28 protein-coding genes are annotated in these 25,164 nt (G+C 60.9%); 17 read left to right on the forward strand and 11 right to left on the reverse strand.

What is annotated here, in order from left to right; genetic code table 11:
• Positions 1–555: a YqgE/AlgH family protein gene (locus HTT03_RS10555; RefSeq protein WP_174860323.1), complete on the forward strand. Its 555-nt coding sequence runs from the start codon at positions 1–3 to the stop codon at positions 553–555.
• On the opposite strand, the gene HTT03_RS10560 is transcribed toward HTT03_RS10555, so the two are convergent.
• Positions 552–1,484, reverse strand: a complete 933-nt coding sequence (locus HTT03_RS10560; RefSeq protein WP_174859748.1) for an L-threonylcarbamoyladenylate synthase — start codon at positions 1,482–1,484, stop codon at positions 552–554. The genes HTT03_RS10555 and HTT03_RS10560 overlap by 4 nt on opposite strands.
• Before the next feature lie 157 nt (positions 1,485–1,641).
• Between HTT03_RS10560 and HTT03_RS10565 the strand changes: the two genes are divergently transcribed.
• From HTT03_RS10565 to HTT03_RS10580, 4 genes are all read left to right on the forward strand, one after another.
• On the forward strand, positions 1,642–3,369 hold the full coding sequence (locus HTT03_RS10565; protein ID WP_174859749.1) for an acyl-CoA dehydrogenase: 1,728 nt from the start codon (positions 1,642–1,644) through the stop codon (positions 3,367–3,369).
• Positions 3,369–4,436: an MBL fold metallo-hydrolase gene (locus tag HTT03_RS10570; RefSeq protein WP_174859750.1), complete on the forward strand. Its 1,068-nt coding sequence runs from the start codon at positions 3,369–3,371 to the stop codon at positions 4,434–4,436. Before HTT03_RS10565 ends, HTT03_RS10570 begins: the two co-directional genes overlap by 1 nt.
• A gap of 379 nt (positions 4,437–4,815) precedes the next feature.
• Positions 4,816–4,950: an aa3-type cytochrome c oxidase subunit IV gene (locus HTT03_RS10575; protein ID WP_174859751.1), complete on the forward strand. Its 135-nt coding sequence runs from the start codon at positions 4,816–4,818 to the stop codon at positions 4,948–4,950.
• Positions 4,951–4,984: 34 nt separating this feature from the next.
• Positions 4,985–5,593: a hypothetical protein gene (locus HTT03_RS10580; RefSeq protein WP_174859752.1), complete on the forward strand. Its 609-nt coding sequence runs from the start codon at positions 4,985–4,987 to the stop codon at positions 5,591–5,593.
• A gap of 26 nt (positions 5,594–5,619) precedes the next feature.
• On the opposite strand, the gene HTT03_RS10585 is transcribed toward HTT03_RS10580, so the two are convergent.
• Both HTT03_RS10585 and HTT03_RS10590 read right to left on the reverse strand, forming a co-directional pair.
• Entirely contained in the window at positions 5,620–5,946 is a 327-nt protein-coding gene (locus HTT03_RS10585) for an AzlD domain-containing protein (protein ID WP_174859753.1), read from the reverse strand.
• Positions 5,943–6,668, reverse strand: a complete 726-nt coding sequence (locus HTT03_RS10590) for an AzlC family ABC transporter permease (RefSeq protein WP_174859754.1) — start codon at positions 6,666–6,668, stop codon at positions 5,943–5,945. The genes HTT03_RS10585 and HTT03_RS10590 overlap by 4 nt, the downstream gene beginning before the upstream one ends.
• Before the next feature lie 49 nt (positions 6,669–6,717).
• Between HTT03_RS10590 and HTT03_RS10595 the strand changes: the two genes are divergently transcribed.
• The 3 genes from HTT03_RS10595 to HTT03_RS10605 are packed head-to-tail and all read left to right on the forward strand — an operon-like array spanning position 6,718 to position 9,978.
• Positions 6,718–7,608 (forward strand): formate dehydrogenase accessory sulfurtransferase FdhD, encoded by an 891-nt coding sequence (locus tag HTT03_RS10595; RefSeq protein WP_174860324.1) that lies wholly within the window; start codon positions 6,718–6,720, stop codon positions 7,606–7,608.
• Between the two features lie 4 nt (positions 7,609–7,612).
• Positions 7,613–8,215, forward strand: a complete 603-nt coding sequence (mobA, locus tag HTT03_RS10600; protein WP_174859755.1) for a molybdenum cofactor guanylyltransferase MobA — start codon at positions 7,613–7,615, stop codon at positions 8,213–8,215.
• The gene (locus HTT03_RS10605; RefSeq protein ID WP_174859756.1) at positions 8,212–9,978 is read left to right on the forward strand and encodes a bifunctional molybdopterin-guanine dinucleotide biosynthesis adaptor protein MobB/molybdopterin molybdotransferase MoeA; all 1,767 of its coding nucleotides are present in this window, start codon (positions 8,212–8,214) and stop codon (positions 9,976–9,978) included. Before mobA ends, HTT03_RS10605 begins: the two co-directional genes overlap by 4 nt.
• An 8-nt stretch (positions 9,979–9,986) precedes the next feature.
• Here HTT03_RS10605 and HTT03_RS10610 read toward each other — a convergent pair whose 3' ends face one another.
• From HTT03_RS10610 to HTT03_RS10620, 3 genes are all read right to left on the reverse strand, one after another.
• On the reverse strand, positions 9,987–11,051 hold the full coding sequence (locus HTT03_RS10610; RefSeq protein ID WP_174859757.1) for a hypothetical protein: 1,065 nt from the start codon (positions 11,049–11,051) through the stop codon (positions 9,987–9,989).
• A 14-nt stretch (positions 11,052–11,065) separates the two neighbouring features.
• Positions 11,066–11,536, reverse strand: coding sequence for a transcription elongation factor GreA (gene greA / locus HTT03_RS10615; protein WP_174859758.1), 471 nt, complete (start codon positions 11,534–11,536; stop codon positions 11,066–11,068).
• Between the two features lie 143 nt (positions 11,537–11,679).
• A complete protein-coding gene (locus HTT03_RS10620; RefSeq protein WP_174859759.1) occupies positions 11,680–12,060 on the reverse strand; it encodes a VOC family protein in 381 nt (126 codons plus the stop codon).
• 85 nt (positions 12,061–12,145) lie between these two features.
• On the opposite strand from HTT03_RS10620, the gene soxR reads away from it, so the two are divergent.
• The 4 genes from soxR (at position 12,146) to HTT03_RS10640 (ending at position 17,129) form a co-directional block, all read left to right on the forward strand.
• Positions 12,146–12,601, forward strand: a complete 456-nt coding sequence (gene soxR / locus HTT03_RS10625) for a redox-sensitive transcriptional activator SoxR (protein WP_174859760.1) — start codon at positions 12,146–12,148, stop codon at positions 12,599–12,601.
• Between the two features lie 126 nt (positions 12,602–12,727).
• Positions 12,728–14,380 (forward strand): electron transfer flavoprotein-ubiquinone oxidoreductase, encoded by a 1,653-nt coding sequence (locus tag HTT03_RS10630; RefSeq protein WP_174859761.1) that lies wholly within the window; start codon positions 12,728–12,730, stop codon positions 14,378–14,380.
• A gap of 164 nt (positions 14,381–14,544) precedes the next feature.
• Positions 14,545–16,254, forward strand: coding sequence for a tetratricopeptide repeat protein (locus HTT03_RS10635; protein ID WP_174859762.1), 1,710 nt, complete (start codon positions 14,545–14,547; stop codon positions 16,252–16,254).
• Between the two features lie 53 nt (positions 16,255–16,307).
• Positions 16,308–17,129, forward strand: a complete 822-nt coding sequence (locus HTT03_RS10640; RefSeq protein ID WP_425506321.1) for a 4-(cytidine 5'-diphospho)-2-C-methyl-D-erythritol kinase — start codon at positions 16,308–16,310, stop codon at positions 17,127–17,129.
• Here the strand turns inward: HTT03_RS10640 and HTT03_RS10645 are convergent.
• Positions 17,122–18,105: a polyprenyl synthetase family protein gene (locus tag HTT03_RS10645; RefSeq protein ID WP_246253457.1), complete on the reverse strand. Its 984-nt coding sequence runs from the start codon at positions 18,103–18,105 to the stop codon at positions 17,122–17,124. The genes HTT03_RS10640 and HTT03_RS10645 overlap by 8 nt on opposite strands.
• Positions 18,106–18,175: 70 nt before the next feature.
• On the opposite strand from HTT03_RS10645, the gene HTT03_RS10650 reads away from it, so the two are divergent.
• The 3 genes from HTT03_RS10650 to HTT03_RS10660 all read left to right on the forward strand — a co-directional run bounded on the left by HTT03_RS10650 (position 18,176) and on the right by HTT03_RS10660 (position 19,419).
• Positions 18,176–18,391 carry a putative signal transducing protein gene (locus tag HTT03_RS10650; protein WP_174860325.1) on the forward strand — a complete coding sequence of 72 codons (216 nt, stop codon included), beginning with the start codon at positions 18,176–18,178 and terminating at the stop codon, positions 18,389–18,391.
• Positions 18,388–19,155, forward strand: coding sequence for a methyltransferase domain-containing protein (locus HTT03_RS10655; RefSeq protein WP_174859764.1), 768 nt, complete (start codon positions 18,388–18,390; stop codon positions 19,153–19,155). The genes HTT03_RS10650 and HTT03_RS10655 overlap by 4 nt, the downstream gene beginning before the upstream one ends.
• Before the next feature lie 99 nt (positions 19,156–19,254).
• On the forward strand, positions 19,255–19,419 hold the full coding sequence (locus HTT03_RS10660; protein ID WP_174859765.1) for a YdcH family protein: 165 nt from the start codon (positions 19,255–19,257) through the stop codon (positions 19,417–19,419).
• A gap of 125 nt (positions 19,420–19,544) precedes the next feature.
• On the opposite strand, the gene yddG is transcribed toward HTT03_RS10660, so the two are convergent.
• The 4 genes from yddG to HTT03_RS10680 form a co-directional block, all read right to left on the reverse strand.
• Entirely contained in the window at positions 19,545–20,432 is an 888-nt protein-coding gene (gene yddG / locus HTT03_RS10665) for an aromatic amino acid exporter YddG (protein WP_174859766.1), read from the reverse strand.
• Positions 20,433–20,564: 132 nt separating this feature from the next.
• Positions 20,565–21,287 carry an acetoacetyl-CoA reductase gene (phbB, locus tag HTT03_RS10670; RefSeq protein WP_174859767.1) on the reverse strand — a complete coding sequence of 241 codons (723 nt, stop codon included), beginning with the start codon at positions 21,285–21,287 and terminating at the stop codon, positions 20,565–20,567.
• Between the two features lie 76 nt (positions 21,288–21,363).
• Positions 21,364–22,539, reverse strand: a complete 1,176-nt coding sequence (locus HTT03_RS10675) for an acetyl-CoA C-acetyltransferase (RefSeq protein ID WP_174859768.1) — start codon at positions 22,537–22,539, stop codon at positions 21,364–21,366.
• A 159-nt stretch (positions 22,540–22,698) separates the two neighbouring features.
• A complete protein-coding gene (locus HTT03_RS10680; RefSeq protein ID WP_343035794.1) occupies positions 22,699–23,541 on the reverse strand; it encodes an EAL domain-containing protein in 843 nt (280 codons plus the stop codon).
• A gap of 102 nt (positions 23,542–23,643) precedes the next feature.
• Here HTT03_RS10680 and HTT03_RS10685 point away from each other — a divergent pair, with 102 nt between their 5' ends.
• Positions 23,644–24,213 (forward strand): DNA-3-methyladenine glycosylase I, encoded by a 570-nt coding sequence (locus tag HTT03_RS10685; protein ID WP_174859769.1) that lies wholly within the window; start codon positions 23,644–23,646, stop codon positions 24,211–24,213.
• A gap of 170 nt (positions 24,214–24,383) precedes the next feature.
• Positions 24,384–25,004 (forward strand): 30S ribosomal protein S4, encoded by a 621-nt coding sequence (gene rpsD, locus HTT03_RS10690; protein ID WP_174859770.1) that lies wholly within the window; start codon positions 24,384–24,386, stop codon positions 25,002–25,004.
• Positions 25,005–25,164: the final 160 nt, after the last annotated feature.

The following is a 25,164-nucleotide window of genomic DNA, read 5'->3' on the forward strand; positions in this document are numbered from 1 at the left end:
ATGAAACTGACGGGCAAGGTCTTGGTGGCAATGCCGGGCATGGGAGATCCGCGTTTCGCCCATGCCGTGATCTATCTAACCGCGCATTCCGATCAAGGTGCCATGGGGCTGATGGTTAATAAGCCCGCGCCAGAATTGCGTCTGGCGGATGTGCTGGAGCAACTGGTCGACGAAAGCCCGGCGCATGCCAAATCGCTGGCCGTGCATTTTGGCGGGCCGGTTGAGACAGGGCGCGGCTTTGTCCTGCATTCGGACGACTATAAATCCGCGATTGAGACTTTAGTCGTTGGCGATGGCATTGCGATGACAGCGACCCGCGACATCCTCGAAGATATCGCAGGTGGCAAAGGCCCCGAGCAGGCGCAGCTGATGCTGGGCTACGCCGGATGGGGGCCGGGTCAGTTGGAAGCGGAGATTGCGCAAAACGGCTGGCTGACCTGTGCGGCGACCACTGAATTAGTGCTGGGTCTGCCGGATGCCGAAAAATGGAGCGCGGCCTTGCAGTCGCTCGGGGTTGACCCGCTTAGCCTGTCGGCAACTGCGGGGCGGGCCTAGCGGGGCGCAGCGGCGCGGGCCAATCGATCATTGATGGCGCGGCCTAAGCCGTGATCGGGAATCGGTGCGACAGCGATGGGGCGGCCTGTCGCGTCAAGCTGGTGCAGATGGTCAAACAGGTTTGCCGCCGCCTCCGTCAGATCACCGGAAGGTGACAGGTTGAGGTCGCAGGCCATAGTCCCAAAACCGAGTAAGACTTCGCCGGGTGCCGCGCTTTGGGCGTTTAACCGTACTGCCGCACGCGGGGCGTAATGGGTGGTCAGTTGACCCGGCGCGATGATCTCGTCCCCCGCCACACTGTCCAAGGGTTGGCCAAGCGCGGCTTCAATGGCTTCGCTCGGCAGCCCCCCGGCACGCAGCAGGGCAGGGCGCGCGGCGGTAAGCCCGATGATCGTACTTTCCAAACCCACAGAGCAGGGGCCGTCGTCGAGCACCGCAGCGATTTTGCCGCTCAGCCCAGCCAAGACATGCGCCGCGGTGGTCGGGCTGATCTTGCCCGACGGATTGGCCGATGGCGCCGCCACTGGCCCTTGCAGTGTCTGTAAAACCTGCTGCATGACCGGATGAGCCGGCACCCGCAGGGCGAGGCTCGGCAGCCCGGCGGTGACAAGCGACGACAGCCCGTTGTCTGGTTTAAGCGGCAGCACCAAGGTCATTGCACCGGGCCAGAACGCCTGCGCCAGCCGATCAGCCTCATCCGACCATTCGACATAGCGTTTGGCTGTCTCCACGTCAGGCAGATGCACGATCAACGGGTTAAAGCTGGGCCGCCCTTTTGCCGCATAGATACCGGCCACCGCCGCCCCGTTGCGCGCATCCGCGCCAAGGCCGTAGACTGTTTCGGTCGGCAGGGCGACCAGAGCCCCATCACGCAACAGTTCTGCGGCGCGGGTGATGCCCTCGGCGGTGGGAAGGAGAGTCTCGGTCATAGCGGGGCAAATCCTGTCGGATCATGCAGCATCCGTGACGCCGCGTTTGGGTTGCGGGAAGCGGCCGGGCATTTCATGCTGGCGGCAACATCAACCTGCCTTTATCAGGGCCATGTCAGGCTTGCCAGATCAAGCGCGCCTTTCAGGAGGATATGATATGCCGTACCGCGCCGCCGTAGATGACTACCGTTTTCTGATAGAGGACGTGCTTGATTTCGCAACGCTCCGTAGCACCGACCGTTTTGCTGAGGCCACTGACGATGTGACCGGCGCGATCTTGGAGGAAGCGGGGCGGCTCTGCAATGACGTGCTGGCCCCCCTGCAACGCGGCGGTGATCTGCATCCGGCGAAGCTGGAGAATGGCGTCGTGCGGACCTCGCCGGGTTTTGCCGAAGGTTTCGCCGCGATTGCCGAAGGCGGCTGGATCGGCATGTCGGCGGATCCGGAGTTCGGCGGCATGGGCCTGCCGATGACGCTCACCAGCGCGGTGAACGAGATGATGAGCGGCGCTTGCCTGTCGCTGCAACTCGCGCCGCTGATGAGCCAAGGTCAGATCGAAGCGTTGGAACATCATGCCTCCGACGCGATTAAGAACCTTTACCTGCCCAAGCTGATCAGCGGCGAATGGACCGGCACGATGAACCTGACCGAGCCGCAGGCAGGCTCGGACGTCGGTGCGCTGAGCAGTCGGGCCGAGGACAATGGCGATGGCACCTATGCGGTCTCCGGCCAGAAGATTTACATCTCTTGGGGCGACAATGACTTTGCGGGCAATGTCTGCCACCTTGTCTTGGCCCGCTTGCCGGGCGCGCCTGCTGGCACCAAGGGGATCAGCCTCTTCCTCGTACCGAAGTTCATTCCCGACGAGAACGGCGAGCCGGGTCAGCGCAATGGTGTGAGCGTGGTCAGCCTTGAGCACAAAATGGGCCTGCATGGTTCGCCCACCGCGGTGATGCAATATGACAAGGCCACCGGCTGGATGATTGGCCGCGAAGGCGGCGGTATGGCGGCGATGTTCACCATGATGAACAACGCCCGGCTTGGCGTCGGCGAACAGGGGATCGGGGCCGCCGAAGGGGCCTATCAATTGGCGCTGGACTATGCGCTGGAGCGCAAACAGGGCCGTTCTCCCGTCGAAGGCGGCATCGGCACCATTGTCGACCATGCCGATGTGCGCCGGATGCTCTTGAGCATGAAGGCTGATATCTTTGCCTCTCGTGCCATCGCGTTGAGCTGCGCCTATGCCAGTGACATGGCGCGGGCCGGGCAGGGCGACGAATGGGCCGCGCGGGCAGCATTCCTCACGCCGATCACCAAAGCGTTCGGCACTGATGTTGGCATGAGCGTTGCCGAGATGGGCGTGCAAGTGCATGGCGGCATGGGCTTTATCGAAGAAACCGGTGCCGCGCAGTTCAGCCGCGATGTGCGCGTCACGGCGATCTATGAAGGCACCAACGGCATTCAGGCGATGGATCTTGTGGGCCGCAAATTGATGGACGGCGGCGAGGCGGCGAACCGGCTGCTGGACGAGATCGAAGCCGATGCGGAGACCGCCCGCGACCCGTTCCCCCGTATGGCAGACGCGGTCTGGCAGGCCAGCGAAACACTGCGCGAAGCGACCGAGTGGATGACCGCGCAAAAGGACATGAACCAGCGTTTCGCCGGTGCTGTTCCCTACCTGCGCGCCTTTGCGCGCGTGCTGGGCGGACACCTGCATCTGCAAGCGGCGATGGCCGAGAAAGCCGCAGGCGGCAGCGGTGCGCGTGAGAAGTTGGCGCGGTTCTATATCCAACGTCTCCTGCCCGAGCATCAAGGTCTGCTGGCCCATGCGCAGGCGGGAGCAGAGGACCTCTATGCGCTCGACGTCGAAGACCTGAAAAGCTGATGACAGAGCAGGCCCCCATCCCCGTCACCCCGCCCCAAGGGCTGCGCTACCCATGGGAGGTGCCGCCCGCCGAGGGGGAGGCAATCGAGGTGGCGCCGGGGGTGCTGTGGTTCCGCCTGCCGCTGCCGATGAAGCTGGATCACGTCAACGTCTATGCGCTGGACGAGGGCGATAGCTGGACGGTGATCGACACGGGCTTTGCGTCTCGTCGGGGGAAGGATATTTGGCGCGGGCTAATGGCGGGGCCACTGGATGGCAAGCCGATCTCGCGCGTCGTGGTAACCCATCACCACCCCGATCACATCGGTCTTGCTGGCTGGTTGCTGGCGGAGTTTGGCGCGGAGTTGGTCACCACCCGCACCGCATGGCTCACCGCCCGGATGTTGACGCTGGACGTGCAGGACGTGCCAGTGGCCGAGGCTCTGGCCTTTTACCGCCAATCCGGCATGGCAGCGGAGATCTATGACAAGCGCGCCAGTGAGCGGCCTTTCAATTTCTCGGATGTAGTGGCCCCCTTGCCGCTGGGGTTTACGCGTATCCATCAGGGGGACGTGATCCGCATGGGCGGGCGCGACTGGGATGTGCATATCGGCAACGGCCATGCGCCTGAACATGCGACCTTCTGGAGCAGGGATGACAATCTGGTGATCGCGGGCGACCAAATCTTGCCGTCGATCAGTCCCAATATTGGTGTCTATCCAACCGAACCGATGGCCGATCCCATCGGCGAATGGCTGGAAGCTTGCGAGCGTTTCGTGCCTCTGGCGCAGGAGGATCATTTGGTCTTGGGCGGGCATAAACTGCCCTTCACTGGCCTGCCGACACGGCTGAAGCAGTTGATCGAGAATCACCACAGCGCGCTGCGCCGACTGCTTGCCTATATCGATACGCCAAAATCAGCCGCCGAATGTTTCGCCCCGCTTTTTAAGCGCAGCATTGGCGAGGCGGAATATGGGCTGGCGCTGGTCGAAGCAGTGGCCCACCTCAGCCACCTCTATCAGGTCGGAGACGCCACGCGCGAATTGCGCAGTTCGGACGGAGCTTGGGTTTATCAGCGTAAAGGATGAAGCTGTGGGCGTTGCCTTTTAAAGGTGTCAGATCGGCTGATTCTCTGGTCGCGGCACTAGTAAAGGTTGCACTAAGCCGCAGTGGTCCAATCGGCGAAAGAAGGTCCATTAATGTAAGCTGCGAGACAATTGAAACCCGCCGCATAGATTGTCCCAAGAACCTATGGTGCATCACAAAAATGCCACGGCTTTGGACTGGCGAAGGCGCTCAAATCACCTTAGACTACCACGAGTACTTAAAGTTGATACTCCCGAGCAGGATTCTCCTTTAGCGAGTAATATCAACCTGTGCTAGTATGGAATACATGACGCTATGCCCACGTGACACCGTGTTACGAATAGGGTACTCAGCGCGAAACACTGTCTTAGGGAGACGAAAATGGCTGAACATGAGCATGGCAGCATGGATATCGATGCGCAGGAAAAGACCTTTGACGGCTTCATGACTTTGGTCACGCGCAGTGTCGTTGTTATCCTTGCGATTCTGGTGCTGTTAGCGCTTTTCGCCGGGTGATCCGCCCTTTTTCAATCCCACGGGGAATCGCGGTTTGAAGCCTTTTCTGACGGCTGTGGCGCTGGTTGCTGTTCTTGCCGGGTGTTCGGTTGACCAGAGCCCGGACAGTTCGCCAGAAGCCGTTGCTGCGGCTGCCTACCGCGCGCCGGAGCCGCCTTCGTTGACCCTGATGACGATGGTCAATAACCGGACAGGCAGCGGTGGGCATACGGCGTTGATGGTAAGCGGATCGCAGCGTGTGATCTTTGACCCTGCGGGGTCGTTCCGCGATTCCCGTCTGCCAGAGCGGGGTGATGTCCTTTACGGAGTCACGCCGGGCTGGTTGCAGGCCTACAAATCCGCCCATGCGCGCAGCACCTTCCATGTGGTCAGTCAAGAGATTCCGGTCAGCGCCGCGGTGGCCGAGCGTGCCTTACAGCTGGTGACCAGCAACGGCGCGGTGCCGGGGGCTTTTTGTGCCAATGCGACCAGCGGCATTTTGCAGCAGTTGCCGGGGTTCGGGCACATGAAATCAACTTTCTACCCCGTCAAACTGCAAGAACAGTTTCAAACGCTGCCCGGCGTCACCACCGCGAAATACTACGAAGACGACAAGGGCGATGTGATCGACGCCCTGCGTGCGGCCCAACTGGCGCGACAATAACGCGTCAGCTAAGGCTTCAATCCAGCCTACCCCAGAAAATACAACATGCCATAGAGCGTCGCGGCCCCCGACAGGATCGCGGCGAGCACATTCTTGGTAACGAGACCTACGCTGAGCGTCACCACGGCTGCACTGATGCGTGGCAGGTCAAACTGACCATCTGTACCCGAAGGCCAGAGCACCTGTGGGGCCACCAGAGCAGGTAGAATCGCCACTGCGGTATAGCGCAGATGGCGCAGAAGCCATGGCGGCATCTCGCGCTCCCCAACCAAACCGGTAAAGACAAAGCGCAGAAAGAAACTGCCAATGCCAAGCCCAATGATGACGATCCAGAGTGAGGTTTTGTCAATCATCGCGCCGTGCTCCCCGGTTTGATCCGTTCCATCCATGCCTCGACCTGCGCGCCGGTGATCATGCCTGCCACGCCCGCGATGATCAGTCCAAGCGCATAGGGAACATCGACCGCAATCAAGCTGACGATTACCGCAACCAAAGCGGCTGCGACATGCGCCGCTGTGCGGAACATTGGCGCGATCATAGCAAGAAAGGTGATCGGAATGGCGAAATCGAGCGCCCAACTGTCCGGCACACTCGCCCCGACCAGCGCGCCCACCAATGTAAAGATGTACCAAAGCGGCACGACTGGGGTCACAGTTCCAAAGAAATAGGCCATGCGCTGCGGCACGGTCATTTGCGGGTCACGCTCATATTGCGTGATCGCCGCCACATAGGATTGGTCCACCGTCATATAAGCGGCAAGCGCCCGCTGCCAGACCGGCGCGCCGCCGATCCATGGGGTGAGAGAGGCCGAATACATCGCCATGCGCAGGTTCACCGCCAGCGCAGAGGCCAACACGATCGCCGTTGGCACATCATCACCCAACAGTTGCAACGCCGTGAACTGCGCCGCCCCCGCGATCACCACGATGGAGAAGGTCAGCGTCTCAAAAACATTTAACCCGGCTTCGGTCGCCAGAAGGCCAAAGAGCGAAGCGAAGGGGATAATGACCAACACGAAAGGCGATGCATCGACAACGCCCTTGCGATAGGCAGATTTGGTGGTGGTGATGGGCATGACGAACTCTTAAATAGAATACCAAAGGCTTAGACCTAACCAGAAGGGGATACAATTGGCCCGCGACGATGATCTTTCCCAATATCTGATTGCCCCCGATCCAGCTGCCCCCCGGCTGACGCGGGCCGTGCGCGGTGTCGATCACACTGGAGCCGAGACTGAGATCAAGGTGGTCGAGGAACGCCCTCTGACGATCTTCCTCAACCGGCAAGAGATTGTCACCGCCATGACCATTGGCGACTATCCTGCCTATCTGGCGCTCGGGTTTCTGCGCAATCAGGGCATGTTGCGCATGGATGAGGAGATCACCGGCGTCGATTATGACGAGGAGTTGGAGACCGTCGTGGTGCGCACCAAACGCGCCACCGATTACGAAGACAAGATGCAGCGCAAGACCCGCACCAGCGGCTGCGCCGTGGGCACCGTTTTCGGTGACATGATGGAAGGGCTTGCAGATGTGCGCTTGCCCGACACGCCAGTGCGCACGTCGCATCTCTATGCTTTGGCGGCCAAGATCAACCGCACGCCGAGCCTTTATCTCGAAGCCGGGGCGATTCACGGCACGGTGCTCTGTCAGGGCGATCGGCCACTGGTCTATATGGAGGACGTGGGGCGGCATAACGCGGTGGACAAGATTGCTGGCTGGATGCTCTCCGAAGGAGTGGGGGCCGAGGATAAGGTGCTTTATACCACCGGGCGGCTGACCTCAGAGATGGTGATCAAGACGGCGATGATGGGCATTCCGGTGCTGGCGTCTCGCTCAGGCTTCACGGCTTGGGGGGTAGAGATCGCGCAGCAGGTGAACCTCACCCTGATCGGGCGGATGCGCGGGCAGCGCTTTACCTGTCTGGCGGGCGAGGGGCGGCTGATCCGCGATGCCGATCCGGCCAGCGTGGCGGATGAGCCGCGCAAGAGCGGGCGGAAGGGGGCTAAGGATTAAACCCATGAAACAACCACTTGGCGTCATCTTGGCAGGCGGGCAGGCGACCCGTATGGGCGGCGGTGACAAGGGGCTGCTGCCGCTGGGGCAGGGCACTTTGCTGTCTTCAGTGATCGCACGGCTAGAGCCTCAGGTGGCGGCGCTGGCGCTTAACGCCAATGGCAATGCAGCACGGTTCGCGGATCTTGGGTTGCGGGTTTTGCCTGACAGTATCGAAGGGTTCGCCGGGCCGCTGGCCGGGGTCTTGGCCGGGCTGGATTGGGCCGCCGCGCAGGGGGCTGAGACCATTGTCACCGCCGCCGCGGACACGCCCTTCTTTCCCTGTGATCTGGTGCCGCAGTTGTTGCTGGCCGCCGACGGTATGACACATCCGCTGGCGCTGGCCGCCACGCCCGACGCACAACGTGGCAAAGCGCGGCACCCAACCTTTGGTCTCTGGCCTGTGGCGTTGCGCGATGATCTGCGGGCTGCTTTGCAGGGCGGGCTGCGCAAGGTGGTGCTCTGGACGCAAGCGCATGACGGGCGCGAAGCGCTGTTTCCCGATGAAGCCGCATTTTTTAACGTGAACACGCCAGAGGATCTGGCGAAAGCAGAGGCGATGGCATGAGGGTTTACGGAGTCGTCGGCTGGAAGAATGCGGGCAAGACCGGGTTGATGGAGCGGCTGGTGGCTGAAATCACCGGGCGCGGCTTTACGGTCTCGACCGTGAAACACGCCCATCACAGCTTTGACGTCGATCATCCGGGCAAGGACAGCCACCGTCACCGCATTGCGGGTGCCCGCGAAGTGCTGCTGGCCTCGGGCGCGCGTTTCGCGCTGATGCATGAACTGCGGGGCGCAGAGGAGCCACCGTTGGAGGCACAATTGGCGCGGCTGTCACCTGTCGATCTGGTGCTCGTCGAAGGCTACAAACGAGACGCCCATCCAAAGGTCGAAGCGCATCGGGCGGAAACAGGCAATCCCCTGATCGCACCGGGTGACAATACGGTGCGCGCCGTGGCCGCAGATGTGCCGCTCACGCTGGACCGGCCTGTGTTCGACCTTAATGACACCACGGCGGTTGCTGATTTTATCCTGCGCGAGGTCGGCCTGATCACCACACCTGCAAAGCCTGAAACCCCTCTCGCGCCGCCCCCATTGCGCAACGACTGTTTCGCCCTGCCCCCCGGCGTGCATTGGACCCCGGTGCAGGAAGCGCTGGAGATGCTGCGCGGTCGTTTGCACGCTGTCACCGAGCAGGAAACGCAGCCGGTCGCTCAAGCAGGCGGGCGGGTCTTGGCCAAGGACGTCACTGCCATACGCGCCAACCCGCCGCTGCCCAATACCGCCGTTGATGGCTATGGCTTTGCGGGAGGGCGCGGCGAGGGGGTGCATGAATTGCCTTTGGTCCAAGGCCGCGCCGCTGCCGGAGATCGCCCCGGAGCCGTCCCAAAGGGTCAAGCGATCCGGGTCTTGACCGGCGCAGCCCTACCGCAAGGGGTTGATACCGTGATCCTGCAAGAGGACGTCACCACGCAGGGTGGCGTGTTGCGGTTCAACGGGCCGATAAAACAGGGTGCAAACACCCGCAAGGCGGGCGAGGACGTGCAGGCGGGGGATGTGATCCTCGCCGCTGGCACGCGGATTGGCCCGGCGGAACTGGCGCTCTTGGCGGCCGCAGGCGTGGCAGAGGTTCGCCTGCGCAAACGGCTAAAGGTGGGCGTAATCTCTACCGGGGATGAACTGGTTGAGATGGGCGGCCCTGCGGATGACGCGCAGATATACGATGCCAACCGCCCGATGTTACTGCATCTTGCCGCCAGCTTTGGTCACGAGCCTGTCGATTTGGGCCGGGTGGCTGATGACCGATCGGCGCTGCGCGCACGGTTGGATGCGGCGGCGGAGCAGGTTGACGTGATCCTGACCAGCGGCGGAGCCTCGGCAGGGGAGGAGGATCACGTCTCGGCCTTGCTGACCGAAGCGGGGGCCATGGCGCTTTGGCGGATCGCAGTAAAGCCCGGACGCCCCTTGGCCTTGGGCCTCTGGCAAGGCGTGCCGGTCTTTGGCCTGCCGGGAAACCCGGTGGCGGCATTGGTCTGCACCTTGATTTTTGGTCGGCCCGCGATGGGGCTGCTTGCAGGGGCCGGATGGCAGGAGCCGCAGGGGTTCGACGTGCCAGCCGCTTTCGAAAAGCGCAAAAAGCCGGGGCGGCGGGAATATCTTCGCGCCCGGATGCGGGAGGGGCGGATAGAGGTCTTCGCCTCCGAAGGGTCGGGCCGCATCAGCGGGCTAAGCTGGGCCGAGGGGTTGGTCGAGCTAAACGAAGCCGCGCGGGACATCCAACCCGGCGATCTCGTGCGGTTTATCCCCTACGGCAGCTTTACCGGCTAGCGTCGACCTCAGTCGAATGTACCAGCACAGCGCCCCAACAGCATGAAAGCGCGGGCGGTGCGGGTGTCGGCAAGAGTCGAGATTTCCGCGTCCGTGGCCTGTTTTTCAAACTCAGCAAAGGTCCGGTCGAAGCGTCGTAGGAAATGATGCGCTGCATCGCGGAAGATGGGGTCTTGCCGCATCCGTGCATTGGCCAGCGCCAAAGAGGACCGGTCGCGGATGCCGCCCAAGGGCGCGATGGTCCGCCCCCGCGCCCCATTGGCGAACTGGCGCCAGACCTCGGGGCGGGCGCGATCGGGGCGCAGGTCGTCCATGTAAATCCCGTCTTGGCTCAGCAAGGTCAGCACATCCTGCGCAGCCTGCACCAATTGGGCCGCAGAGCGGTCTTTCAGCGCGCGGCGCAGGGCGTTAAAGCCTGCCTGATCCTCAGCGGTCTCAGGGAAGTTCAGCGCTCGAATGAAATCCTCTGCCGAAAGCGGCGCAGTCGTATCGCTGGTCTGTGTGTCTAGGGCGAGGGCGGGCTGGTCCTCGGCTGCGGCAGGCTGAGGTGTGGGGGCAGCGGGCGCAGGCCGCGGTGCTTCCTCGTGCGGGGTGCGCAAGGCGGCAAGGGCGTTCTCCGTCTTGCGCACACTCGCGATCAATTCGTCCAGTTTGCGGGATAGATTTTGCTCTACTCCGTTCCGGTTGCCCTGTTGCTGGCCATCAGAACCGTGGCGGATCGCACTGATCGCCGATTGCAGTCGCTGACTTTCTTCGCGCACCACACGGCTAGCGCGGAGGGCCATTGCCCCAACCCAGATCATCCCCACGGGCAGGATCACCGCCAGCAGCGTCATGACCGCCTGCAACCTGCCGCCGGGCTCTTCGCTGCCGTCGGGGGCCAAAAACACAAAGAACACGAGCGCGCCAAGCAGCCACAACACACTGAGGGCGATGGCGATGATCTCAATCTCGCTGATGCCATTCCCCCGGGGGCGATCATAGACGCCAAGCGGTGCAGGCCGGCGACGGGCATCAGTCGGATGTGCCCCGCCGTCACGATTGACGGGGGACGCGTTGTTTGGGTCTGCCATCTGTTCGCTCCTGATCAGGCGTAGACGATCTTGAGGACCTCATAGGATTTTAAGCCACCGGGGGTCCGGACCTCAACGGAATCACCCTCTTCCTTGCCGATCAAAGCGCGGGCGATGGGCGATTTGATGTTGAGCAGACCCTTTTCGATGTTGGCCTCATATTCACCAACGATCTGATAGGTCTTTTCCTCTTCGGTATCTTCATCCACCAACGTGACCGTTGCGCCGAATTTGATTGAGCCAGACAGTTTTTTGGGGTCAATCACATCCGCGAGCGAGATCACGCCTTCGAGCTCTTTGATGCGGCCTTCGATAAAGGACTGTTTTTCCTTGGCCGAATGATACTCTGCATTTTCTGACAGATCGCCATGCTCACGCGCTTCGGCAATCGCCCGGATGATGGCAGGCCGTTCCACCGATTTCAGCTGCTTGAGTTCAACTTCGAGCGCGGTGTGACCGTCGCGGGTCATCGGGATCTTTTCCATGGCGGTGTGCCTACGTAATGAGGGCCGCACCCGGGTTTAAGCCGGGGGGCGGCCGATTGCAGTGTCAACTTTCTGGATACCTGACCCAAACTGCCCCCCGATTGCAAGGGCTAAGCGCCCCACGCATCGGCGGTTGCATGCCATCAGTCGTATTGAACGACCTCATATTCGATCCCGTCCGCGTCATGGAAGTAGAACCGCTGTCCCGGCTCATAGTCGGCGTGGTTTTTGGGCACGAATCCATGTGCCTCCACTGCCTTTTCCGTGCTGCGGATATCGTCTACCACAACCGCCACGTGGTTCAATCCGCCGAGTGTATGATAGCTGCTGGCCTTCGCCTCGGCTGAGCGGCCGGGGTTATAAAGGGCGACATAGCGATCTTCCGTCCCGACATGTTTGGTATGGCCGCCTGCAATGGCGTTGCCTTCCCATCTGATCTTCCAGCCAAAAACGTCCTGCATCCAGGCGGCGGTTGCGACCGGGTCCGAGACCGTGAAATTTGCATGTTCGAGCAGTGCGGGCATCGTGTTTACCTTTGTTTGATTTCTTGAGTCCAATCAGCGTAATTGCTAAACCTCACTTTAGGTCAAGGAGTTTTTGGAGGGGCAAATGGCTGTAAACGAAGGGCTCTCGATCGGTGCATTGGCAAAGCGGACGGGGCTCGCGGTGTCGGCGATCCGCTATTACGAAGCGCAGGGGCTGATCGCCCCATGGCGCAACGCAGGCGGTCAACGGCGCTTTGACCGGGCCGATCTCCGGCGGCTGAGTTTCATCATGATCGCGCAGCAATTCGGCTTCACCCTGCCGCAGATCAAAGCCGAGCTGGACCAACTGCCGGGCGGGCGGACGCCTACGAAGACCGATTGGACCCGCATCTCCCAAAGTTTTCGCGCCGCACTCGACGCGCGCATCACTACATTAACAAAGCTGCGCGATAACCTCGATGGCTGTATCGGCTGCGGCTGTCTAAGCCTCGAAGCCTGCGCGCTTTATAATCCTGTCGATCGCGCAGGTGAAAAAGGCCCCGGACCGCGCTATCTGATGGGAGACGAACCGGCGGCCTGAAGGGTCGCGCGTCATGTTATGTCGCTCAGAGCACCTTTTGCGCAATAAACGCAGGGTCGCGATTGCATTGCGTGCGGCTCTGGTTTAGCCAAATCCAAACCGAATTTGCCGTGAGGGAGCACCACAATGGCCGAGATTGAACGCGAAGCGATGGAATATGACGTTGTGATCGTCGGCGCCGGGCCTGCTGGCCTGTCGGCTGCGATCCGGCTCAAGCAATTGGACGCCGATTGCAATGTTGTGGTGTTGGAGAAAGGCTCTGAAGTGGGGGCGCATATCCTGTCGGGTGCGGTGCTTGACCCCTGCGGGCTGGACGCGCTGATCCCCGATTGGAAGGAAAAAGGCGCGCCGCTCAATGTGCCGGTGAAAGAAGACAACTTCTATTTGCTGGGCGAGGCGGGCAAGCTGCGCATCCCCGAATTCCCCATGCCGCCACTGATGAAAAACCACGGCAACTACATCGTCTCCATGGGCAATGTCTGCCGCTGGATGGCCGAGCAGGCTGAGGAGCTGGGGGTTGAAGTTTTCCCCGGCATGGCTTGCTCTGAACTGGTGTTCGGTGAGAACGGCGAAGTCAAAGGCGTCGTCGCGGGTGAGATGGGCCGTCAGGCCGATGGAACGCCGGGGCCGAACTATGAGCCGGGCATGGAGTTGCACGGCAAATATGTCTTCCTGTCTGAAGGTGTGCGCGGCAGCTTGTCCAAACAGGTGATCGCGAAATACGGTCTCGACGAAGGCAAAGAGCCGCAGAAATACGGCCTTGGCATGAAAGAGATTTGGGAGATTGACCCCGCCAAGCATAAAGAAGGCACCGTCACGCACACGATGGGCTGGCCGCTGAACAAAAACGCGGGCGGCGGGTCGTTCATCTATCACCTTGAGAACAATCAGGTTTACGTCGGTTTCGTCGTGCACCTCGGCTACAAAAACCCGCATGTTTTCCCTTACATGGAATTCCAGCGCTTCAAGCATCACCCGATGGTGGCCGAACTGCTCAAAGGCGGCAAACGCGTGGCTTACGGCGCGCGGGCGATTACCGAGGGCGGGTACCAGTCCATGCCCAAAATGGTGGCCCCCGGCGTGGCGCTGTTGGGTTGCTCTGTCGGTATGGTCAACGTGCCGCGCATTAAGGGCAATCATAACGCGATGCTGTCCGGCAAGGCGGCGGCGGAGGCGGCCTATGCCGCGATCCAAGCGGGCCGGGGCGGCGATGAGCTGACCGAATATGAGGCGGATGTGCGCGAGGGGCCAATCGCCGAAGACCTTAAGAAGGTGCGCAACGTCAAGCCGCTGTGGTCAAAATACGGGCTGACCGCCTCGCTGGCGCTTGGTGGTTTTGACATGTGGACCAACACGCTTGGGTTCTCGTTGCTCGGGACGTTGAGCCATGGCAAATCGGACGCCGAGGCGACCGAGCCTGCGGATAAGCACGAGAAGATCGACTACCCCAAGCCCGACGGGAAGCTCAGCTTTGACCGTCTGACCAACGTGGCCTTCTCCTTTACCAACCACGAGGAAAGCCAGCCTGCACATCTCAAGCTGAAAGACCCGAGCATTCCGGTCGCGGTGAACCTGCCAAAATACGCAGGCCCATCGGCACGCTACTGTCCGGCGGGCGTTTACGAATTCGTTGAGGACGAAAAGACTGGCGAGACGCGGTTTCAGATCAACTTCCAGAACTGCGTGCATTGCAAAACCTGCGATATCAAAGACCCGACGCAGAACATTGTCTGGACCACGCCACAGGGCGGCGACGGGCCGAACTACCCCAATATGTAAGCTGTGACAGCCAATCAACGCAAAGGACCGGCAGGCGAAAGCGTGTCGGTCCTTTCGCATTCAGGTCGGCGAAAACCTGTTCGCGACAGGCCCGATCGAATGCGCGGCATTGCGCCCGGACGCTGGTCTGATAGCCTGCAGAAAAGCGACAAGAGGCGGTTTGCATGTATCGAAATGTCCTGACTTTCACCAGCGTTGCGGCGCTTTGCATCGGCCTGTCTGCGCCACTCATGGCGCAGTCTATCGCCGGCCCCTATCTGGCCGGACGCCATGCCGCGGTGAACAGCGACTACCCCGAAGCCGCTCGCTATTATACCGAAGCCTTGGCCCGCGATCCCAAAAACGTCGAATTGATGGAAAGCTCGGTCTTGTCCTACCTGTCGCTTGGGCGGATCGACAAGGCTTTGCCACTGGCCCGCAACATGGTCACCCTCGGCTCCAAAAGTCAGGTGGCTGAAATGACGATCGTCGCCGCATTGGCCAAAGAAGGCGATTACGACGCTTTGCTGGAGCGTGACAGCGCCGCGATTGGGCCGTGGGTCGGCGGATTGGTGCAGGCTTGGGCGCATATGGGGGCGGGCGACGTGACCGCCGCGATGGACGCCTTTGACAGCCTGAGCACCGAAGCCGGGATGCAGGGTTTTGTCATGTACCACAAGGCGCTGGCTCTCGCGTCCGTAGGGGATTTTGAGGGTGCCGAGGCGATCTTTGCCAGCGACGACGCTGGTGCTGCGGCACAGACCCGCCGTGGGGTCATCGCCCATGCGGAAATCCTCGGCCAGCTTGGCCGACATGACGACGCTCTGGCGGTGCTGAAAGACGGCTTTGGCGACGATACCGACCCCGAAATCGATGATCTGATGGCGCGGTTAACCGCAGAGAGTTCCGCGCCTTTCACTTATATGCCCGATGCTCGCTCTGGTATGGCCGAGGTATTCTTTACCTTCGCTGCCGTGCTGCGCAATGAGGCAGCGGGCGACTACTACGTCCTGCTGTATTCTCGCATCGCCCGCTACCTGCGGCCCGATCACGTCGACGCGCTACTGCTGACGGCGAGCTTGTTAGAAAACCTTGGTGAGCATGATCTCGCGATTGCGGAGTACAAGGCGTTGCCGCCCGACAGCCCGGCCTACCACGCCGCCGAATTGGGTCGCGCCGACGCGCTGCGACGTTCGGGCAAGACCGCGCAGGCGATTGAGGTGTTGGAACAACTGGCGCGTAGCCATGGGGACCTTGCGGTGGTGCATTCCACGCTCGGTGACATCCTACGCGCTGAGGAGGACTACGAGGCCGCGATTGCGTCTTATGACAACGCGCTGGAACTGACTTCGGAAAACGCCCGCGCGCGGTGGGTGCTCTATTATGCACGGGCCATTGCCAAAGAGCGCAGCGGCGATTGGGAAGGCTCAGAAGCAGATTTCCGCGCCGCGCTCAAGCTCAACCCCGAACAGCCGCAGGTGCTGAACTATCTTGGTTATTCCTTGGTCGAGCAGGAGCGCAATCTGGATGAGGCGCTCGACATGATCGAACGCGCCGTCGCCGCCAGCCCCGAAAGCGGCTATATCGTCGATTCTCTGGGGTGGGTCTTTTACCGCCTCGGCCGCTACGAAGAAGCGGTCGACCAGATGGAAAGAGCGGTAGAACTAGAGCCGGTGGACCCGGTGGTGAATGATCACTTGGGGGATGTCTATTGGGCCGTGGGGCGCCGGCGTGAGGCCGAATTTCAGTGGCGCCGTGCCCTGTCGTTCGTCGACAAGAGCGATGCGGACTCTGAGGCTGACCCGGACCGGATGCGCCGCAAACTCGAAGTCGGTCTTGATGCCGTACTGGCAGAGGAAGGCGCCGCGCCGCTTAAGGTCGCAACTGAGGAATGACCCAAACGGACGTGGCGGCTTTGCCATTGCAACCGGGCGCCGCGGGCAGCCGGATGGCATGGGCCAAGATTAACCTCACCCTGCATGTCACCGGTCAGCGGGACGACGGCTATCATCTGCTCGACTCTCTGGTGGTGCGAGCCGGTGTCGGCGATGAACTGCATGTGATGCCCAGTGAGCGTCTGAGCCTCACGGTAAGCGGCCCCGGTGCTGAGGGGGTGCCGACTGACGAGCGTAATCTGGTGCTACGCGCTGCGGCGCTGCTCGATGCGGGCGCAGGGCGCGGCGCGGCGCTGCATTTAATCAAACATCTACCAACCGCAGCGGGGATCGGCGGCGGCTCGGCCGACGCGGCGGCGGCGCTTGAGGTGCTGGCCGCGCACTGGGGGACGGCGCTTCCCAAAGATCCGGCGCGGTTGGGCGCGGATGTGCCGGTTTGCCTTGTGGATAGCCCTCAGCGGATGCAGGGCGTGGGCGAGGTGCTAACACCGTGGCCCGCCCTCCCGCCTTGTCACCTCGTGTTGGTAAACCCCCGGATCGACGTGCCGACGCCTGCGGTCTTTGCCGCTTTGACCGACAAGGCGCAGCCGCCCATGCCCAGGGTAATCCCAGACTTCGCCAATCTGGCAGAGTTCGTCGAATTTTTACTTATGCAACGCAATGACTTGGCAGCCCCCGCCATTGCGCGAGCACCAGTGATCGCCGACTGTCTTGACGCGCTGGACGATGCAAAACTGGCGCGGATGTCAGGCTCCGGTGCCACCTGTTTCGGTCTTTATGAGACCGCTCCAGAAGCGGAAGCCGCAGCCGAACGCATCCGCGCTGAAGCCCCCCAATGGTGGGTTGCCGCCGGGCCAGTATTGCAGCCTAGCTGATCCGGCTCACAACGTAATCGGCCAGACCGATCAACATCTCTTTCAACTCATGCTCAGGCAGCGGCGCGAGCGCGGTTTTTGCTTTCTCCGCCCAGTGGTGCGCGTCGACCTGCGTGGCCGCGAGCGTGTTATGTTTGCGCAGCAGTGCGAGCGCATGATCAAGATCGCCCTCTTCCTGCCGCCCCTTTTCGATCGTGCGGGTCCAAAAGGCACGTTCCTCGGCATCCGCCTTGGCCACCGCTTTAATCACGGGCAAAGTCAGTTTGCGTTCGCGGAAATCATCGCCCACGTTCTTGCCAGTCGCGCCGGTATCCCCTTGATAATCCAGCAGGTCATCCACAATCTGGAAGGCGATGCCAAGCGCATCCCCATAGTCAAATAGCGCCTGAACCTGATTTTTCGGCGCGTCGGCAATAACGCCGCCTACCTCTGTCGCAGCGGAAAAGAGCGCGGCGGTCTTGCCACGGACCACCTGCAAGTAAACTGCCTCATCAGTGGCAAGGTTCTGTGCGGCGGTCAGTTGCAGTACTTCGCCTTCAGCAATGGTTGCCGCGGCATTGGACAGGATGCGCATGACGGGCATCGACCCCGGCTCGGTCATCAACTGGAAACTGCGGGCAAAGAGATAGTCGCCCACCAGCACCGAAGACTGGTTGTCCCACAGCAGGTTGGCCGTGGGCCGACCCCGTCGCTGTGCGCTTTCATCCACCACATCATCATGCAGCAAAGTGGCGGTGTGAATGAACTCAACGGTTGCCGCAAGATGCACATGATAGGGACCAGAATAGCCGCACATACGCGCCGCCGCTAAGGTCAAAAGCGGGCGCAAACGCTTGCCCCCGGCCTCGACCAGATGGGCAGTGACCTCGGGAATACGGGGCGCGTGTTTCGACGCCATACGCTCGCGGATCAGCGTGCTGACAGCGGTCATGTCATCGGCCAGATAGGCCGCCATGCGGTCGTGTGGTTTGTCCATCACATCACTTTTCCTCATCATTCCCCGCAACAGGCTCGACAGGCTGCCGATCCGGCTCTACATCTCTGATATGAAGGAACTTTTGCGCAGCACCGACATGACGATCATCGCCTTTGCTTCCGCCCTTCTCAGGGGGGAGGATATAGACTGCTTTGAAATGGACGTAAACATGAGCGTGCTCGAAGGCGGTATCGGAATCTTCCCGCGCCGTCTGATGGTTCGCCCCGACGATCACGACGCCGCCCTAAGGGTGATGCGCGATAATGAGATCCCGCTCGGGCTGTGACCCGCTTTGCCGAAGAAGACCTGACCTGTGACGCCTTTCTGGGTGGCAAATTGCATCTGTGGCAACCGCGCCGCGGGCGGGGGTACCGCGCGGGGGTGGACCCGGTGCTGTTGGCCGCCAGCGTCCCGGCGCACGCCGGGGAAACGGTGCTGGAACTGGGCTGCGGCGCGGGGGCTGCGGCGCTTTGTCTCGGGGCGCGGGTGCCGGGGCTGGAACTGACGGGCTGCGAATTGCAAACCGCCTATGCCGATCTGGCCCGGCGCAATGGGGGAGCGGGGTTCGAGGTGGTCGAAGCTGACATCACGGCGATGCCTTTGCATCTTCGAGACCGCCAGTTCGATCATGTCTTGGCCAATCCGCCCTATTTCGACCGCGCCGCGTCGGTGCAGTCACGTGATCCGGGGCGCGAGCGTGCCTTGGGCGAAGCGACCCCCCTGCGCGACTGGGTGCGCATCGCGGCAAAACGCCTGAAACCCAAGGGGCAGGCGCATTTTATTCATAGGGCAGAGCGTTTGCCTGAGCTGCTGGCGGCATTGCCACATGAGATGGGGTCAATCGAGGTGCAGCCGCTGTCGCCCCGCCCCGGAAGGCATCCTGAGTTGATTCTCCTGCGGGCGCGCAAAAACGGGCGAGGAGCGTTTCAACTCTATCGAAATCTGGTCATGCACCAAGGGCCGCGGCATCTTCGTGATGGGAACAGCTATGTTCCAAAGATCGAAGCCGTCTTGCGCGATGGCGCGCCGCTTATTTTTCCCACGCCTTAAGCAAATTTTTACCAACGCCGCCCCTATGCTGCGATGCTGCGTGACTTGTGCGTCACGCTGTGGTCCACTGAATATGTAACACCCACCATGGAGGATTGTATGGCTTTGAACGCACATCTGGATAGCTTGAAGCGGAAGCATCAGGCGATGAGTGAGGCGGTTGAATCCGCTCAACGCGCCCCCGGTATGGACGATTTGCAAGTTGCTTCCATGAAGAAAGAGAAACTGCGTCTGAAGGAGGAGATTAACCGTCTGTCCAGCTAATTTAGGACGCAGTGAACGGATAAAACCTGTCGGATCACCACGGTGATCCGACGAGCGCCGAAGCCGGTTTGCTGGGTTCGGCGCACTTTAGTGGTTAAGACACAGTGTTTCGGTCTGCCGATGTCTTATCCGGGCTTTGAAGCAGGTTTCGTTTTCGGAAGGCTCGCCCGTGCAGCAATGACTGCCCCGCTGGTGATCAGCATCGCAGCCCAAAGCAGTGTCCAGGTCGCAGTCGCCACACCAGCAATCACCAAGACCAGCGTCGACAGCAGAGGGGCCGCATAAGAGCTCGTTCCTAGCAGTTGGATGTCGCCCTGTTTCACCCCAATGTCCCAGACATAAAAGGCCAAACCAACCGGGCCGAGCCCCAACCCCAAGATCGCCGTCCAACCCAGAGCACTTTTAGGCAGCACGGTCTGTTCAAAAATCAGATGCAGCGGCAGCGATAAGGCCGCGCTGGCGAGGCAAAAAACCGCGACGCTCGCCGTCGGGGCTGTCCCCACCAGCCGCGATAGAACGGAATAGCCCGACCATGTGAGCGCACAAAGCAGCGCCAACCCATAGCCCGCAAAATGTGCTGTCGAAAATCCTTGCCCCCCGCCGGTGATGATTAATGCAGCGCCGGCAAAGCCCAGCAAAGCGCCCGCAATATGGCCGCGCCGCAGCCGTTCGCCGGGCAAGAGACCTGAGAAAACGACGATGAGAAGCGGCCACAGATAGGCAATCAACCCGGCCTCCGCCGCAGGGGCCAGACGCAGGGCCGAGAAGTATAGAGCGTGGTAGCCAAAGAGGCCAAGCGTCCCAAAGACATAGACCCTAAATGGCACGCTGCGCAGCCGCCCTGCCGCCCCCGTCGCCACAGTCCAAACCAGCCCGAGGGTGCCGCCGATCGCAAAGCAGATGGTATTGAGCAAAAGCGGCGGCGTCGGTGCTGAGCCTACGGTAAACAACGCAAGCAGCGCCCAGAGCAAAACGGCGATAAACCCGGTAACAGTCGCTTTTTGGCGGCTCATACTTCGATCCTTTGGGACGGTTGGGCGGGTGCCACAGCGGCGCAGTAGTCTTTGAGCATAGCGATCCAACAAAAACACCCCCGCGAGCGATCACAGGGGTGGTTGGTGCTGGCCTATGTCACACCGGGCGCGTCAGACGACGAACTGCGCACCGTTAGCCGAAATTGTCGAGCCGTTGATAAAACCGGCGTCATCGGAGACGAGAAACGCCACTGCACGCGCGATCTCTTCCGGCTCTCCCAGACGTCCGGCGGGGATCTGCGCGATGATGCTTTCGCGGACCTTTTCAGGCACGGCCATGACCATATCGGTCGCGATATAGCCGGGGCAGATCGCGTTGGCGGTAATGCCAGCACGCGCCCCTTCTTGGGCCAGCGATTTTACAATGCCCAGATCGCCCGCCTTGGTCGCGGCGTAGTTGACCTGCGCGAACTGTCCCTTCTGTCCGTTGATCGAAGAAATCACGACCACGCGGCCAAATTTGCGTTCGCGCATACCGGGCCAAACCGGGTGGATGGTGTTGAACACGCCTGTGAGGTTGGTGGCGATGACCTCGTTCCACTGATCGGGGGTCATTTTATGAAACGGCGCATCGCGGGTAATGCCTGCGTTGGCGACGACCGCCTCGATGGGGCCAAGCTCCGCTTCGACCTGTTCGATCCCGGCTTTGGAGGCGTCGTAATCTGCCACGTTCCATTTATAGGTCTTGATACCGGTCTCTTCGGTGAATTTCGCGGCGGCTTCGTCATTGCCCGCATAGGTTGCGGCGACGGTATAGCCTTTGTCCTTCAGCGTGGTGGAAATTGCCGCGCCAATGCCGCGACTGCCTCCGGTGACCAAAGCGATGCGTGACATGTAATTCCTCCCTCAAGGTAATGTTCTTGCAAATGCATGTTTCGGCGCGCAATAAAGTTGCGCGCCGACTCTAGTCTTACGGGCGCTCAAGGCACATGGCAACACCCATCCCGCCACCGATACACAGCGTCGCGAGGCCTTTCTTGGCGTCACGGCGCTGCATTTCGAACAGCAGGGTATTCAGAACGCGGGCGCCGGAGGCACCGATTGGGTGGCCGATCGCAATCGCGCCGCCGTTGACGTTCACGATTTCGGGATCCCAGCCCATTTCCTTGTTCACAGCACAGGCCTGCGCGGCAAAGGCTTCGTTGGCTTCGACCAGATCCAGATCTTCAGGCTTCCAGCCAGCCTTCTCCAGCGCCTTGCGCGAGGCATAGACCGGGCCGACGCCCATGATCGACGGATCGAGACCAGCCGTTGCATAGGAGGCAATCCGCGCGAGCGGGGTGATGCCGCGCTTTTCGGCGTCTTCCGCGCTCATCAGCAGCGCACCCGCCGCGCCGTCGTTCAGGCCAGAAGCGTTGGCGGCGGTAACCGAGCCGTCTTTGGTAAAGGCCGGGCGCAGTTTTTGCATCGCTTCGATGGTCGCACCATGACGGATGTATTCGTCTTGATCGACGACCGTCTCACCTTTGCGACCCTTGATCGTGTATGCGACGATCTCATCTGCGAATTTGCCTGCCTTTTGCGCGGCTTCGGCCTTGTTCTGCGACGCGACGGCGAATTCGTCCTGCTGATCGCGCGAAATCTGCCATTTTTCGGCGACGTTCTCAGCGGTCTGGCCCATGTGGTAGCCGTTGAAGGCGTCCCACAGACCGTCGCGGATCATCGTGTCGATGAACTGCAAATCGCCCATTTTTTGACCCGCCCGCAGGTTCTGCGCATGGGGGCTCATGGTCATATTTTCCTGCCCACCGGCGCAGACGATGTTCGCATCACCCAGTTGGATGTGTTGCGCCGCCAGTGCCACGGCGCGTAGGCCCGAGCCGCAGACTTGGTTGATGCCCCAAGCCGCGCTCTCCTTTGGCAGGCCTGCGTTGATATGCGCCTGACGCGCCGGGTTCTGGCCCTGAGCGGCGGTCAACACCTGCCCAAGAATGGTTTCCGAAACTTCGCTCGGATCAACACCTGCGCGGGCCACCAGTTCTTTGAGAACGGCGGCACCCAGATCATGCGCAGGGATTTTGGCGAATGCTCCGCCGAAACTGCCCACGGCAGTACGGGCGGCGGATGCGATGACAACATTGGTCATAATGTGAATTCCTCTATCTGACCGGGTAAAAGCAAACCGCACGCATCCTATTCGGGCGCGGGTTTCTTGTCCCTTGCGTCAGTGATAGCGGATGCGCTGCAATGCGGCAACTGAGCAGGTCACGTGCCGCCGATAAGGCCTGACGATTGGAATGCCGCGTTACCCTGCGGCGTGTCTTTGGCCCTTGTTCAGCCAGTCTGGTCGGGTGGTTGGGGCGGCATAGTAATAGCCTTGCAGGCAGTCGATGCCCATTTGACGCAGAACCGCAGCGTCTTCGCCGTTTTCGACACATTCTGCGACCGTTAGCATGTCGAAATGGGTCGCGATGGAGATTAGTGCCGCAGTCAATGCGCGGTTGTCAGGGTCATGTGCGATCCCACGAATGAATTGCCCGTCAAGTTTAAGAATGTCGAAATAGAAATCTTTAAAATAGCGTATCGCCGTATGCCCCGCGCCAAAGTCATCCATCGCGAAGCAGATGCCATAGGGCTGCAACTGGTCCATGAAATCGGCAACGAGTTCAGGCACCAGCATCGCCGAGCTTTCCGTGATCTCAAGAATCAGGCGCTCGCCAATGGTGGCGTCACGGTCCAGCCAGCGCCGCAGCATCCGGTTCCACGCTTGATAGCCGATTGAGCGGGCTGACATGTTGATCGATAGGCGCAGGCCCGGATTGTCGTGCAGAGCGCGGAGCCCCATGCGCAGCGCCAGCACATCGATCTGGCGCCCTGTCTCGGTATCCTCAATGGAAGAAATGAAATCCTTGGCCGGGATAACCCGCCCCGTTGCGTCCAGCACCCGGATCAACCCTTCGTAAAAGGCGACACGGCTGGGATCACTCGCACGCATCACCGGCTGAAAGGCAAGCAACGTCTGTTTATGCGCAATCGCCTCGCGTACCATTTCAAGCGTGGACCGATCACGCTGTGTGACCGCATGATCAAGCGGGCTTTGCGCTCCGGGGGGCATATCGGCAATACGGCGTTGGAATCGGCGGGGCACGGGGGTACTTTCTGGCTGACTATGCCAAGGGTATGGGCGACAAGTTGATAACACGGCCTTAATCAGCGGCGATTTCCCGCCCGGCCAAGCCGGAGGGATAAGATGCAGCGTTGTGATTGGGCCGGTGAAGATCCGATTTACCAAGCCTACCATGATACAGAATGGGGCGTGCCGGAGTATGACAGTCGGGCGCTATGGGAAAAGTTGATCCTTGATGGCTTTCAGGCAGGCTTGAGCTGGATCACGATCCTTAAAAAACGTGAGAATTTTCGCCGTGCGTTTGCGGGATTTGACCCCCATCAGATCGCTGAATGGGGAGAGGCCGATGTGCAGCGCTTGCTGGCTGATCCGGGCATCATCCGGCACCGCGGCAAGATCGAAGCGGCTATCACCAACGCCCGCGCATGGCAAAAGATTGAGGCGGGCGAGGGGTTTGATAAATTCATGTGGCGTTATGTGGACGGGGTGCCGTTGCAACCCGGCTTTGCCACACAGGCCGATGTGCCGCCCAAAACCGCGCTTTCAGAGCAGGTGAGCAAGGACCTCAAAAAAGCCGGGTTCAAGTTTTGCGGCCCGACGATTACCTATGCGTGGATGGAGGCATGCGGACTGGTTAATGATCACATTCTGACCTGCCATCGCCACGCGCCCTGTGCGGCAATGGCCCGCTGAAGCAATGCTTGGTCCAATGGCCTGAAAATCCCCCGTTGACTCCCCGTCCGATGGCCGTATAAGCGCCCCTTCATTGGTGTTGGTGGACCCCGCAAGGGGAAGCCTGTCGGGCTTCGGCCAAAGGACAACGCCCTTTACCGCCCCTCGGGGCCTCATAAAGGAGATCAGCCGTGACCAAACGCACAGCTGCCAAGCACAAACTAGACCGCCGCATGGGCGAAAACATCTGGGGCCGTCCGAAGTCCCCGGTGAACCGCCGTGAATACGGCCCCGGCCAGCACGGCCAGCGCCGCAAGGGCAAGATTTCCGATTTCGGTATCCAGCTGCGCGCCAAGCAGAAGCTCAAAGGCTACTACGGCGACCTGACCGAAAAGCAGTTCCGTCGCATCTACGGCGAAGCCGAGCGTGTTAAAGGCGATACAGGTGAAAACCTGATCGGCCTGTTGGAGCGTCGTCTGGACGCGGTTGTGTATCGCGCCAAATTCGTGCCGACCGTTTTCGCCGCGCGCCAGTTCGTGAACCACGGCCACGTCAAAGTGAACGGCCGCAAGGTCAACATCCCCTCCTACCGCGTAAAAGAGGGTGACGTGATCGAAGTACGTGACCGTTCCAAGCAGTTGGCTTCCGTTCTCGAAGCCGTTCAACTGCCTGAGCGTGATGTGCCGGACTATATCGAAGTTGATCACTCCAAACTGACCGCGACCTTCGTGCGCAGCCCGAGCCTCGGCGACGTGCCGTACCCGGTTGTCATGGAGCCGAACCTCGTCGTGGAATTCTACGCGAAGAACTAAGTTTCTTCGCCGACCGACTTTCGAAAGGCCGCGTGGTGCGAACCGCGCGGCCTTTTGCTTTGGGCGGGGCAGGGTCGGGGCGCAGCTATGCAACAGCCTGCACGGCAGACGCGCGGATGCAGAATGATTCTGGCATCACCGCTGGCGCCCCGATAGAAGG

It is taken from the genome of Sulfitobacter maritimus, assembly GCF_013346665.1.
GTDB lineage: Bacteria > Pseudomonadota > Alphaproteobacteria > Rhodobacterales > Rhodobacteraceae > Sulfitobacter > Sulfitobacter maritimus.